The sequence below is a fragment of the Halomonas sp. PGE1 genome (assembly GCF_013000985.1).
Classification (GTDB): domain Bacteria; phylum Pseudomonadota; class Gammaproteobacteria; order Pseudomonadales; family Halomonadaceae; genus Halomonas; species Halomonas alkalicola.
The window spans coordinates 657,992-671,188 of the sequence record NZ_CP053032.1 but is presented as its reverse complement, the minus strand read 5'-3'; the positions used below and the strand labels follow the sequence as shown (position 1 = coordinate 671,188).

General features: G+C 61.8%; 12 protein-coding genes. 2 read left to right on the top strand and 10 right to left on the bottom strand.

From position 1 onward, the window contains the following. Nucleotides 1–43: 43 nt before the first annotated feature. The 10 genes from HIR79_RS03210 to HIR79_RS03165 form a co-directional block, all read right to left on the bottom strand. Entirely contained in the window at nucleotides 44–820 is a 777-nt protein-coding gene (locus tag HIR79_RS03210) for a M48 family metallopeptidase (RefSeq protein WP_169956744.1), read from the bottom strand. Then, entirely contained in the window at nucleotides 817–4,110 is a 3,294-nt protein-coding gene (locus HIR79_RS03205) for a type I restriction endonuclease subunit R (RefSeq protein WP_169956742.1), read from the bottom strand. The genes HIR79_RS03210 and HIR79_RS03205 overlap by 4 nt, the downstream gene beginning before the upstream one ends. Nucleotides 4,111–4,118: 8 nt before the next feature. Beyond that, a complete protein-coding gene (locus HIR79_RS03200; protein ID WP_169956740.1) occupies nucleotides 4,119–4,604 on the bottom strand; it encodes a type II toxin-antitoxin system VapC family toxin in 486 nt (161 codons plus the stop codon). After that, nucleotides 4,601–5,896, bottom strand: coding sequence for an AAA family ATPase (locus HIR79_RS03195; protein ID WP_169956738.1), 1,296 nt, complete (start codon nucleotides 5,894–5,896; stop codon nucleotides 4,601–4,603). Before HIR79_RS03195 ends, HIR79_RS03200 begins: the two co-directional genes overlap by 4 nt. Continuing rightward, nucleotides 5,890–7,155 (bottom strand): restriction endonuclease subunit S, encoded by a 1,266-nt coding sequence (locus HIR79_RS03190; RefSeq protein ID WP_169956736.1) that lies wholly within the window; start codon nucleotides 7,153–7,155, stop codon nucleotides 5,890–5,892. The genes HIR79_RS03195 and HIR79_RS03190 overlap by 7 nt, the downstream gene beginning before the upstream one ends. Further along, entirely contained in the window at nucleotides 7,148–7,933 is a 786-nt protein-coding gene (locus HIR79_RS03185; RefSeq protein WP_169956734.1) for a Fic family protein, read from the bottom strand. Before HIR79_RS03185 ends, HIR79_RS03190 begins: the two co-directional genes overlap by 8 nt. Next, nucleotides 7,926–9,014, bottom strand: a complete 1,089-nt coding sequence (locus HIR79_RS03180; protein WP_169956732.1) for a PDDEXK nuclease domain-containing protein — start codon at nucleotides 9,012–9,014, stop codon at nucleotides 7,926–7,928. Before HIR79_RS03180 ends, HIR79_RS03185 begins: the two co-directional genes overlap by 8 nt. After that, entirely contained in the window at nucleotides 9,004–10,551 is a 1,548-nt protein-coding gene (locus tag HIR79_RS03175) for a type I restriction-modification system subunit M (RefSeq protein ID WP_169956730.1), read from the bottom strand. The genes HIR79_RS03180 and HIR79_RS03175 overlap by 11 nt, the downstream gene beginning before the upstream one ends. A 15-nt stretch (nucleotides 10,552–10,566) precedes the next feature. Further along, nucleotides 10,567–11,244 (bottom strand): restriction endonuclease subunit S, encoded by a 678-nt coding sequence (locus tag HIR79_RS03170; RefSeq protein WP_169956728.1) that lies wholly within the window; start codon nucleotides 11,242–11,244, stop codon nucleotides 10,567–10,569. A gap of 375 nt (nucleotides 11,245–11,619) precedes the next feature. After that, complete coding sequence (locus HIR79_RS03165; RefSeq protein WP_169956726.1) at nucleotides 11,620–11,883, bottom strand: DUF4236 domain-containing protein; 264 nt, start codon at nucleotides 11,881–11,883, stop codon at nucleotides 11,620–11,622. A 400-nt stretch (nucleotides 11,884–12,283) separates the two neighbouring features. Between HIR79_RS03165 and HIR79_RS03160 the strand changes: the two genes are divergently transcribed. Further along, a complete protein-coding gene (locus tag HIR79_RS03160; RefSeq protein WP_169956724.1) occupies nucleotides 12,284–12,622 on the top strand; it encodes a toxin in 339 nt (112 codons plus the stop codon). A gap of 2 nt (nucleotides 12,623–12,624) precedes the next feature. Continuing rightward, complete coding sequence (locus HIR79_RS03155) at nucleotides 12,625–12,939, top strand: helix-turn-helix domain-containing protein (RefSeq protein WP_169956722.1); 315 nt, start codon at nucleotides 12,625–12,627, stop codon at nucleotides 12,937–12,939. Nucleotides 12,940–13,197: the final 258 nt, after the last annotated feature.

Sequence of the window (13,197 nt, the reverse complement as noted above, 5' to 3'; positions counted from 1 at the left end):
CTGCTCTTATGCGATGAATGCAGGGAGCCCAAAACCTGACACCTCACTCATTCAACAGCAGCTCCGACATCCCATCCAGCCGGTGCTTCACGGCCTCCCAGCGCGGCATGGCGTAGCCAAGCAGGTCGTAGAAGCGCTGGCTGTGGTTGTGCTCTTCCAGGTGGCAGAGCTCGTGGAGGATGACGTAGTCGATGCACTCGGTTGGTGCCTTCACTAGGTGCGGGTTGAGCAGGATGCTGCCCCCGGGGGAGCAGCTGCCCCACTGGGTCTTCATCTCCAGCAGTCGCCACTCGGGTCGCTCCTGCAGCCAGCGTAGCCGCTCTGCGACGTGATTCAGGCGCCGCTGGAAGACGTCATTGGCACGCTTTCGGTACCAGGCGCGCAGTTCACTCCTGACCCTCTCCCGGGCCAGGTCTGTGCCCGTCACGCGGACCTGGCCGCGCAGCAGCTTGACGTGGCGCTCCTCCTCGCTGGGCACGCACTTGAGTACATAGCGACGGCCCAGATAGAACAGCGTCTCGCCGCTGACATAGTCACGCGGCAGCACGTGACGCTGACGCTCATGAATGGCATCCAGGTGCTCTACCACCCAGCGGGCACGCTTGAGCAGGGCCCTCTTGGCCTCGGCAAGCGAGGTACCGCTGGGCGTCTGCACCTCGACCTCGCCGTTGGGGTGCACGTGAATCACCGCCTTGCGGGGCCTAGGCGTTGCCGCGGTATCTAGCTGGGTCCAGTAAAAAGGTAGCGACCGCGCTCCATAGCGCACGGCGTGCTGCGCCGGCGCCTGCTCATGGCCGTTTGCATGGTGGATCTCGCTCATCCGCGCTGCCGCCCTACCCGCACGATATGGATCACGTCATCGATGATTGCCTTGGCCTGCTCCAGGCCGAAGCGCTTGAACAGCGAAGGAAGCAGCTCCCGTCTGATCCCTGCCTCGATGTCCTGGGGGTTGAGAGTGTTCATGGCCACCTGCTGGTCGACCAGGGCATCGATGGCCAGCGCTTCGTCTACCAGCGCCTGATGCTTCTCCTCCGGCATGGTCTCGAACGCGGTATCGCCCAGCTGCAGTCGGAACACGCCGTAGTAGGCCCGGGCGTGGGGGTTGTCCTTGAGAGCGGCGGGAATGCTTGGCAGGTTGCGCTCGCGCACCTGCTCCTCGACCTCCTTGAGCAGGGCATACTGCTTGCCCGGGAAGTCGAAGAGCGCATCGGCCTCCTGGATCGCCTGGCGCAGCAGCTCGGAGAATACCTTTTGAGCGTAGGGGTCATCCCCCAGCTCCTGCTCGATGGTCTTCTTGGTGCGGGTGCGGATCCGGTCGGCCTCGTTGCGGGCCTTCTCGTCGCTCCACTCCTCCTCCGGCTGCTGGCCCAGCTGCTCAACGGCATAGAGGCCGGGGCCGCTGCGCACTTCAAGGCCAGTCACGTCGCTGTCCACCAGCTTGCGGATCTGCTTCTCATAGGTGGAGTAGTCGACCGTTTCCTGGGCGTCCTGGCGAGCGATCTGGCGCAGCTTGACGAACCAGCGCAGGTCGCGCTTGTAGGCGCTGACGGTGGCCTCGGAAAACGACTTGTCCTGGAAGAAGCTCTGCGACGACAGGGCGAGCTTGAGGCACATGCCGAACTCGGTCAGCGCCGCGTAGAAGTCCTCGCGTAGGGCCTGGCGCACGTCGATGTCATGCCCGTCCTCGTCCTGCTCGTAGTGGGGCATCAGCACGCGCCGGAACGCCTCCTGATCGGCGGTGTTCTCGACCTCGGCGAAAAAGCGCCACAGCCGCTCGTGCAGGCCGGGCAGGCGCTTATATTCGGTGTCGACGTTATGATAGAGGCCCTCGATATCCTCGATGTCGTAGCCGCCCTGGGTCTGCTCTTCCAGGTCCTGGTAGTCCTGAATGGCGGTATCCAGCTCCTTGAGGATGCCGCGGTAGTCGACCAGCAGCCCGAAGGGCTTCTCCTCGTGCAGCCGGTTCACCCGGGCAATGGCCTGGATCAGGTTGTGCCCCTTGAGCGGCTTGTCAATGTAGAGCACCCCGTTGCGGGGCTCGTCGAAGCCGGTCAGCAGCTTGTCGACCACGATCAGCAGGTCGGGCTCGCCATCGGCGCCGAAGTCCTCGATGGCCTTGCGCTCATAGGCCTCGGCATCACCGGGGACGTTAGCCTTCCACCACTGCTGCACCTCGGGCAGCGTGGCCTCATCGATACTCTCATGCCCCTCGCGGGTATCCAGCGAGGAGATCACGACCCGGGAAGTCACCTTGCCGATCTCGTCCAGCTCCTGTTTGTAGCGAATCGCCGAGAGTTTGCTGTCGCAGGCCAGCTGGGCCTTGAGGCCGTTTCGGTACTGCTTGATATGCCGCTCGAAGTGCAGCGAGATGTCCCAGGCGATCAGCTGGATCCGTCGCTTCGCGCCGTAGATGGCGCCCCGCTTGGCGTACTTCTTCTTGAGGTCCGCCTTCTGCTCGTCGGAGAGCCCCAGGGTGATCTTGTCGAACCAGGCATCGATGGAGGCCTCGTTGATATCCAGCTCAGGGCGCCGCTCCTCATAGAGCAGCGGCGTGACGGTGCCGTCATCCACCGCTTTGCGCATGGTATAGGCGTGCACGATGGGGCCGAAGCGCTCCGCCGTGGTGGTCTTGTCGCGCTTGATCAGCGGCGTGCCGGTGAAGGCGATGAACGAGGCCCGCGGCAGGGCGTTGCGCATGCGCACATGGTTCTCGCCGCCGTGGCTGCGGTGCCCTTCATCCACCAACACCAGGAAGTTCTCGCTGGGGTTGTAGCACTCCGGATGCTTCACCGCCGAGCGGAACTTGTCGATCAGGGTGAACAGCACGCGCTGGTTGCCCTGACCGATCTCCCGGGCCAGCTCGCGCCCGCTGCTGGCCCGCGCCCGGTTGGCGATCTGCCCGCCCCCCACGCTCTGCAGGCCCAGAGCGCCACCCTCGGCAAAGGTATTGGAGAGCTGCTTCTCCAGGTCGACCCGGTCGGTGACCACCAACACCCGGCACGCCTTGAGCGCCTGATGCAGAATCAGCGCCTGGCTGAGGAACACCATGGTGAACGACTTCCCCGAGCCGGTGGTGTGCCATACCACCCCGCCCTGACGGCTGCCGTCCGGCGAAAACTGGGTGATCTGCTCGATCAGCGCCTCGATGGCGAAGAACTGCGGATAGCGAGCGACGATCTTCTTGCCCTTGCTGAACAGCAGATAGAAGCGAATGACCTTCAGCAGCCTGTCGGGGCGCAGCAGGCTGATCAGCATGCGGTCCTGCTCGGTGGGGAGCACCGGCTTGCTCCATAGCGCCTCGAAGTGCGTGCGCACGCCGGGGGGCTTATCGGCGAACAGCGCCTGCCGAGTGGTTTCCGGTAACGGCTGGTTCTTGAGGCGCTCGAACGTCACCTCAGGGATCTGCTCCTCTACCCAGCGCATCCAGAACTTGGCCGGAGTGCCAGTGGTGGCGTAGCGGCCGTCGGTCAGGCTGATCGCCATCACCAGCTGGCTGTAGGCGAACAGCAGGGGAATCTCGTCGACCTTCTGGTTGCGCAGGGTCTGGCTGACACCCTCGTCGATCATTGACTTGTTGGGGTTGCCGGAAGCCGCCTGCTTGGCCTCGATCACCACCACCGGAATGCCGTTGAGAAAGCCCACCAGGTCGGGGCGCCGCGTATGGGTGCCGTGAGCCGACAGCACCTCGAACTCCTCGGTGATCTGGAAGTCGTTGGCCTCGACGTCCTGCCAGTTTACCAGCGGCACCGTGACCGAATGCTTCTGGCCGTTGGGCATGAACTCGGTGATGGTCACCCCCAGGGTCAGGCGCTCGTGAAGGCGCTGGTTGGCCACCATCAGCCCCTCGCCCAGACCCAGCGACAGCACCCCGTTGACCACCTGCTGAATGCCATCCGCCGAGAGCGGATAGCGCTCGCCGCGGTACTCGAAGCGATGCTGCCGAAGGTACGCCTCCAGCAGCGGCTTGAGCACCACTTCCCGGTTGGAGCGCCGGAGCTCGCCAACCTGAGCGGGCGGCAGGTAGCTCCAGCCAGCATTGATCAGCGTGGCCAGCGCGGGAATATGCGAGGCGTAGAGCTCGGTGGTGTTGGGGGTGAGGCGAGCGGTCATGGCATCCCTTATGGCCGATGGTGGTAGCAGGCAAGGTCGCTATCCAGCGACCAGATGAAGACTTCCGACATGGCAAAGCGCCGGCAGCATTTTTCATACTCGGCAATGATGCTCAGGTCACTGAAGCTGGTGCCCTCGCCGGTACGGGTTGGCGACTTGTTCTGACCGGCCAGGTCGGGGAAACGGTCCAGCCAGGTCGTCACCTCCTGGATGCTGGGGAACTCACTCGGCTGCCAGGGCGGGTTGTCCTCGGTGAATGAAGCGCGGACCATGTCGCAGAAACGAGCGGCGGTCTCTCGGCGCTTGGTGCCGTTACCGTTCTGGGCGATATGGTTGCCCGTTTCCAGAATGGTCGCCATGGGCAGAATGAAGGTCGCTCCCAGCTCGGCGTAGTGGCGATAGTCCGCCGTCACTTCCGCCAGCTGTTGATTGCGGTCAGGCACATTGAGCAGGTTGAGTAGCACGCTGGTATCGATCAGGCAGACGCAGCTCACGACTCGCCTCCCTGCATCCTGGCCAGCCAATCCAGCGCCTTGGCCTTCTTCTGTTCGGGCGATACCGGAGATTTCACGAAGCGATCGACCACGCCGCGGGTCACGAGCTCGCCCAGCGGCCCCTGGGCCACCAGGCCGGGGTAGTCCTCCAGGTCGGCCAGCCGCACCAGGCGGCTGTCGCCCTCTTCCGGGTCGCGGTAGCAGAACACCACGTCGCCCAACGAGGCGTCAGGCAGTGCATCCATCAGCGCCGGGTTGTGGGTGGAGAGCAGCAGGCGCAGGTGGCGCTGCTCCGCCAGCCGCCGCATGGTCTCCATCAGCTGAAAGGCCCGCGAGGGGTGGATGCCGTTATCGACCTCCTCGATGACCACGGCGGCCCCCTCCGGGGCGGATAGCATCGCTGCGGCGATGGCCAGCACCCGCAGGGTGCCGTCGGAGAGCAGCTCCACCGACCACTCCCGCTCCTGATGGCCAAAGCTCTCTACCAGGGAGAGCGCAACGCGACCCTTGCGGTCTTCGAAGAAGCGCACATCGGTCACGTTCTGCTCGGGCAGGCTCTTGATGAAATCGAGAATCCGCGGCCGGTTCTCCTCGGCCTGCCAGAGCTGATAGAGCACACCCGAAAGGTTGGCACCGTCACCGCGCAGCGTGCGATCCGGGTGGCTGTCGTCACGCATCAGCGCGGGCACCGGGTCCAGAAACAGCGTGGCCACCAGCTGGTCCTGAAACGCCTGGGTAGTGGGCGGGATCACATGGCGCGCCTTGTCGTGCCCCTCTTGGAACATCGCCGAACTGGCGAGCTGGCACATCACAGCGATCTGGTCGGTGCAGGTCACCTGTGGCTTGCGCCCGCCCCGGGCGAAGTTGTTGTAGGCCACGCGAATATCGGTACTGAGCCCCTGGGATACCTGCTCCACCTGGTAGAGAGGAAAAGCCTCGCTAGGAGAGCTGATGGTTTCCTGGGTGATATGCAGCTCACCATCGCGCCGAGCGATCGCGATATCCAGCTGGTTCCAGTCGCTCTCAGCCCGGCGGCAGCCGAGCCGAAAGGTATCGGCACCGAGGTAGCCCAGGTCGCGCACCTGACCGCGCAGGATCTCCTCGGAGTCGTCCACCCGATGCTTGAGCACCGAAAGCTTCTGCCCCTGCCCCAACCAGCAGAGGAAGCGGAACGCCTCGATGGCGTTGCTCTTGCCCGAGGCGTTGGCCCCGATCAGCAGCGTCAACGGTGCTAGCGGCAGCGACTGCCGCCGGTAGCTCTTGAAGTGGTCGATCAGGATGCGCGTCAGCATGCGGCCTCCTCGGTGGGAGCGGTTGCCTCCACCTTGACCCGCCGCTTGCCGGTGAGCAACTGCTGCATCAGGGCCCTTTTCTCCTGGCGCAAGCAGTCGAGGCGCTGCTGCTGGGCTTCGATTTCCGCATCTGCGGTTTTGAGTGCAAGCACGATGGCCTTTTGTTCATCCAATGATGGCAGCGGCACCTTGATGGCACTGAATTCCTTCCAGCGCAGGCTGCCTCTACGGTCAACGGAAGCGTTTGTAGAGGCAGCAAAGACCTGACGATAGTGGTCTGTTTTCAACAGCCTGAACAAGAACTCGGGATCTACCCTTTCCTCATCAGGCCTAAAGACTACGTAGATCGGGCTGACCAGCCCCCTATCATAAAGATTCTGAAGGCCAATCGAGCCTTCTTCGACGTGGTTTGATGGGAACCCGATGTCACCTCTATAGATAACCTTGTAGCCGGAAAGATCTTCGCTGTAGACCCTCTTATTGAAATAGGAAAGAGAGTCGACAAAGCCATCGTACTTCGAGCATGAAAGCACCGGCAGCTCTTCTGCTTCACGGTTTTTCTCAGAGGACTGTCGGGAGAAGCTACCGATTTCAATGAATTCCCAATCATTTGGTACATCACCATACTTCTCCCGGCGCTCTCCAGGATGAACAGTGAACCCCGGCAGCCGCCGCTTGCCGGTAAGCAGCTGCTGCATCAGGGCATGCCTCTTCCGCTGGCTAATTTCGACTATACGCTCAGTGGTGCTTATTGCCTCGTCCCACGTAGACAATATTAATGAAATTTTCTCCCTTTCCTTCTTGGGCGGAAAAGGAAATTTAAAACCATAAAGATCACCACTATTTATGGAATTTATCGTTGCACCAAGATTTTTATTAACCTCCCTGTGATAGTGATCCGTGTTAAAAAGATGCCTAACAAAATCACCATGCCTTGATCTAAAAAGCGTCATGAACGCACCGTGAGCAACGCCCTCCGAAGCCTTATCAATGACAGCAGACTTACCTATCAAGCTCTTACTTCCATTCCTCACACATATTAGAATATCCCCCTCCCTGGTTCTTGACCCACTCTTAACATGAGCGTTCACGTAAACACAGTCAGAGAAATCAATCCTGCCTGATTGCACATTCGACGACCTAAGCACGAGCAGCCCGCCTTGGTCCGTCACATCTTCAGGCTTATAGGTCAGGCCTGTTATGCAAACACCAAGGTCTTTCAGCTTTTTATACTCCCAACCTTCAGGTAGTTTACTCATCTCGCTCCTCCCTGGCCGATTTTCCAACAACTTCTTCCTCAACACCCAACGCCCACCAGTAGGGCTGGAAGCTGCGTTCCACGCTATCGCTGAGCAGCTCGATAAAGGGCCCGTAGTCGCCGCTGCAGTGGGCCGTATCCAGGGCTTCGTAGTAAGCCAAGCGCTGTTCAATCTGGATCAGCGCCGCCGGGAAGCCGGCCTTCATCAGCTCCAGGTTCATCAGCAGCCGCGAGGTGCGGCCGTTGCCGTCCATAAAGGGGTGGATCTTCACGAACTCGCCGTGCACGCGGGCGGCGCGCTCGACCGGGTGCAGCTGGTCAGCTTCGTCACGGTACCAGGCGATAAAATCGCTCATGGCCTGGGGCACGATATGCGCTTCTGGCGGCCGATGATCAGCCCCCGAGATCATCACGTTGACCTGGCGGTAGCCCCCGGCATGCTCGTCGTCGATGTTCTTGAACACCAGCTGGTGTAGCGACTTGATCAGCCACTCTGAAAGCGGCTCGTTCTGGCTGACCAGCTCCTCCACCATCAGGATCGCTTCCCGGTGGTTGATCGCCTCGAAGTGCTCGCGCAGGGTCTTGCCACCTACGGCGATGCCTTGCAGGACGACCTTGGTCTCCTTGAGGGTCAGCGTGTTTCCCTCGATGGCGTTGCTGTGATAGGTCCACTGCAGCCCCAGGGAGTCGTGGAGATTCTCCACCACCTGGCGCGGTAGCGGCCGGTGCCGGTCCAGCTGCGCCTTCAGCCAGTCCAGATGGGCGAAACGTTTACTCATGGTCACCTTCCCCGGGGCTAGCTGCCGCTATCTGCTGCTGCACCAGCACCCGCTCACGCTCCAGTTCACGCCGTAGCTCCTCTTCAGAGGGCAGATAGGGCAAATACTTGGCCGCGAACATCTGCTCGCTGTCGGTGAGCACCGAGTACTTCACCACCGCCTCGCTTTTCTGGCTACACAGGATCAGCCCAATCGTGGGGTTATCGTCATTGCCTTTACGGTGCTGGTCATAGATGCGGATATAGCTGTCCATCTGGCCCACGTCCTGGTGGGTGAGCTTGCCCAGCTTGAGGTCGACCAGCAGGAAGCACTTGAGCTTGAAGTTGTAGAAGACGAGGTCGATATAGAAGTCCTGATCCTCGGTACTGATGCGCTGCTGACGGGCGACGAAGGCAAAGCCCTTGCCCAGTTCCAAAAGGAACGCCTGGAGGTTGTCGATCAGCCCCCGCTCCAGGTCGGCTTCCAGGTAGCGCTCGCTGGGCAGGTCCAGGAAGTCGAGCACATAAGGGTCGCGCAGGTAGTGCCGAGTATCCTGCTCCGCCAGCGGTTGCGTGAGCGCCTGCGCCTCTTCCTGCACCGCGGCTCGGTCACGGCTGCTCAGCAACCGCTCGTAATAGAGCTTGCCGATTTGCCGCTCCAGCGCCCGCGCGCTCCATCCCTGCTCGATGGCCTCTTGCTGATACCACCGCCGGGCCGCCTCACTTTCGACCCGCAGCAGGACGCGGTAGTGCGTCCAGCTCAATTCGAGACGCACTGCGTCTCGAATTGGAAAAGCCTGATAGAAGCGCCTCATGGTACGCAGGTTGGTGATATCAAAGCCCCTGCCAAACTCCTGTGTCAGCTCCTCGGAGAGCCGCTGCAGCTGCTGCTTACCGTAGACGGCCCGCACCTCGCCCTGCTGCTCGTCTTCAACGATGAGGCGCCCGATGTGCCAATACGTCTGTACCATGGTGCTGTTGACGGCCTGCACCACCTCACGCCGGGCGGCGCCAACCAGCTGGCGGATCTCTTCCACCAGCTGGGGGCTTAGATCTGAACGCTGAGATCCTTGCTTAGGCCGCCGCTCGGGCTCACGAGACATAGCCCAGCTCCTTGAGATACCCCTCCATCTCGCGGTCCAGCTCCTCGAGCCGCTGCTGCAGCTTGTGGCGCTCGGCGCGCACTGCCATCAGGTCGATCTCCTCCTCTTCCTCGAAGGTGTCGACGTAGCGGGGAATGTTGAGGTTGTAGTCGTTCTCCTGGATCTCCTCCAGCGTGGCCAGGTGGCTGTACTTGTCGACCTCTTCGCGCTGCTGATAGGTACGCACGACCTTGGCGACATTCTCGTCGCTGAGCTGGTTCTGGTTCTTGCCGGCAACGAACTCGCGGCTGGCGTCGATAAACAGCACCTTGTCGTCGGTCCTGTCCTTGCGGAACACCATGATGGCCGCCGGGATGCCGGTGCCGTAGAAGAGCTTCTCCGGCAGGCCGATCACCGCATCGAGCATGCCCTCATCGATCAGCTGCTTGCGGATCTTGCCTTCGCTGGAGCCACGAAACAGCACGCCGTGGGGGACCACCACGCCCATGCGTCCCCCCTTCTTTCCAGCACCAGGTGGCTTGAGCGTCTCGATCATATGCAGGATGAAGGCGTAGTCGCCCTTGGTCTTGGGCGGCACGCCGCGGCGGAAGCGCCCGTAGGGGTCGCTGCCGGCACCCTCATGGCCCCACTTCTCCAGCGAGAACGGCGGATTGGCCACCACCACGTCGAAGTGCTTCAGCTTGCCCTCACCGTCCAGCAGCTTGGGGTTACGCAGGGTATCGCCCCATTCGATCTTGTGGTTGTCGATGCCGTGCAGAAACATGTTCATCTTGGCCAGCGCCCAGGTACTGCCGATGGCCTCCTGGCCATACAGGGCAAAGCGCTTGGAGCCGTCATAGGCGCTGCGGATCTGGTTGGCACACTTCAGCAGCAGCGAGGCGGAGCCGCAGGTCGGGTCGCAGATCTCGTCGTTCTCCCTTGGCGCCACCAGCTCGGCGATCAGCTCGGAGACCTCCGGCGGAGTATAGAACTCGCCGGCCTTCTTGCCAGACGAGGCGGCAAACTGCTTGATCAGGAACTCGTAGGCGTTGCCGATGATGTCGAGCTTGCCCACCCGGCTCGGGCGCAGGTTAAGGTCGTCCTTGGCAAAGTCCTCCAGCAGCGACTTCAGGATCTCGTTCTTCTGCTTCTCGTCACCCAGCTTGGCGGAGTTGAAGCTGATGTCCTGGAACACGTCGGCCAGCTTGCCGGTGTTGGCTTCTTCGATGGCATGCAGGGCCTTGTCGATGCGCTCGCCGTTGCCGGGCTCATGACGCGCCTCGTGCAGGGCGTAGAAATTGGCGTCCGGCGGCAGCACGAAACGCTCGTTCTGCATCAGCTCATGGATCAGCGCCGGGAAGTCACCGTGCTCGGCCTTGTACTGGTCGTAGTGATCCTGCCAGACGTCCGACAGGTACTTCACGAACAGCATGGTCAGGACGTAGTCCTTGTAGATGCTCGGGTCGACGGTGCCGCGGAAGGTATCGCAGGCGTTCCAGACCGCCTTGTTGATGCGGTCCTGCTTGATGGCGTCAGTGCTGTTGATTTCAGTGCTCATGGCTATCCTCCCTGATCAGTGGTGGCCGGCGACGGCCGAAGCATGCGGTATGGTGTTTGAAGCTGGCTGCGGCGCCCGCGCCTGAGCGAGGACGGCGCTGCCCAGGGCCTGCATCTGCAGAGCCCGGTTTTCGATGAGCGCCTGCAGCTGCGTCACCTCTTCCCGAGCGGCGCGGTGATAGGCCACCACCAGCGCCTGCCGTGCGAGATCGGGAAGGGTCACGGGCAGCGCCTTGAGCTGCTGTTTGGTCACGCTGTGCTGGGCCGAGCCCTGGCCCCAGCGGGCAAGGTAGGCCTGGGCGTCGTGATGATTGATCTGCCACGCCAGAAATTCGGGCGAGACCTTGCTACTGGCTTTCTCAGTCAGGCGAATCAGAAAGAAGTGTGGCGTGCAGACCGTCTCGGCAGGAATCTCGTCAGGCACCACGGCCGCGAAGAAGCGCGAGCCGCGAGAGATAAACAGCAGATCACCGGGCTGCAGGTAGTCCGGCTTGCGCTTGCCCTCCAGGGTGACCCGATCAAACGCATCCTCCCGGCAGTTGGACCCAAAGCCCTGCTCCGGGTCCAGGTGGCGCAACTGCACCACCCGCGCACTCCCCTTGGGGTCGTGCTTGAGCGCCCCGCGAAAGGGGTAGCCTGGCTTGATCTCGGCGAGGGCCTCCAGGGGCACCTCATGGGGTGTTGCGGTCGTCATCGCGCTCCGCCTTGTTGCGTCATCCTTCATGATGCAACGAAGCGTAGGCTGGCAGCGCGAATGAGTCAAGGGGATTTATGCATCATCCACAAAGATGCAAAAATGCCGACTTACTATCGCCAGTTGCTAGGCAGGTGCCCGCTTGGTTGAGAAAGCGAGGTGATAGGCATCTGGTCGGTGGTCTGCCCTTAAACGAGCACTATGCTCCCCCCATAAGACGCTGCACTCCCCCCACAAGAAGAGGATCTCCCCTCACAAGGGCACAACCTTCCCCCATAAGCGCGCGAGCTTCCCGCATTAAAGGAGTTAACACTGACACTCGGGGCCTGAGCCTTCACGATGAACGACAGCAGCCAGCTTCACGTGAGGGGTAGACTACGCCAGCAGCGCCTCCAGGCTCCCCGCGGGGCTTGCGCGGCCGGCGCCGCTGCTTCCCCGCCCAGCCGAACGGCTCCGGGCGTTGAGCTTCTGGCGATAGGCGAGCCCGGTGCCGGGAATGCCCGCGTGGCCGTGCACGCCCCTTGGCCCCACGCTGAGGCTCGCGCCCCGCGGGCCCACCGAAAGCCCGAGGCCCCGCTTGCTCAGATTGAGGCGGATACCCGGCGCGAGGGTGATACGGCGCTGGAAGCGAAATCCCACGGCGACCTCCTTGTCGGTAGATGCAGACAGCGCTTCATTCTGCACAGGTGCGCCGACGTAGGGGAAGCGCATAGTGCAAAAACAGCAGAATCAGTGAGTTAGGTAGGAGGCTTTCTGCAAAAGCTGCGGTTTCTTTCTGCAGCGCCGCTTCAAGCTAGCGGCGCCACGACAGGGTGAGAAACGACCAGCGCCGGCAGCAACCCTTTGCCTTTTCCCTTTCCCTTTGTCGTCCGCACTCTCCCCGGCCTTTAGGGGCAAGCCCCTTCCCCTTGAGTCCCCTTCCCTTCCAGCCTTTGGGCTTTTCACCTTTTTCTGATGTAATGCCAGCAGCCTCGTCAGCGTGCACACTTGACATTCCCTTTCGCTGCGGCAAAACTATACGCAAACTACGTACACTTCTATGAAAGCAATTTTTGTCGAGCTGCCCGCGTTCGAGCGGCATCGCTCCTCCTATTTTGATGACGCCGAATTTCGCGCCTTCCAGAACCTCTTGCTCAAGAACCCTACCGCGGGTGATGTCATTCAGGGCACGGGCGGACTTCGAAAGGTTCGGTTCAGTGACCCCAAACGACAGAAGGGCAAGCGTAGCGGGGTTCGCATCATCTACTACTGGTGGCTCAACGGCTCACAGTTCTGGCTCTTCACCTTGTACGACAAGGACGCTCAGGACGACCTGACCCCGGCCCAGCGCAAGACCCTCAGGCAAATGCTGGATGCTGAGATCAACGCGAGGACATGACCATGGACCGCAACATCTTTGACGAACTCGTCGAGGGCTTCGACGCTTTGGCGGAGGAGCGCCAAGGCAAGCGCACGCTGCGCTCGCATCCTGTCGCTCTGGATGAGGTCCCTGACGTCACTGCCGATGAGCTCATCGCGCTGCGCGAGAAGCTGCATATGTCGCGACCGGTGTTTGCCATGTACCTGCGCACCAACCCCAGGACGCTGGAGAACTGGGAACAGGGCCGCGCCAAGCCCAACGCCCAGGCCAAGACACTCATCCGGCTGGTCCAGAAGTACCCCGAGACCATCGAGCATCTCGCATCCCTCAGCTGACCCCAGTGGAGCTTCCCCCATGCTGGGTCTATGCTAGAGATCTGATGTATCCAGGGAGGGAAGCCCATGGCCATGAAATCACTCCTGGCCCGAGCCGTCGCAGCTGGCAATAAGGCACATCGACAGAGCCAGCAGGACGGCTGGTCCGATGGCTGGCACACCCAGGCGAGCACGACAGAGTCGCTGCGCGTGCTCCGCGACTCCGCCGCTGGCATGGCCAAGTCCACTGCCCAAACGGCCACCACCCAGGAGGGGTGG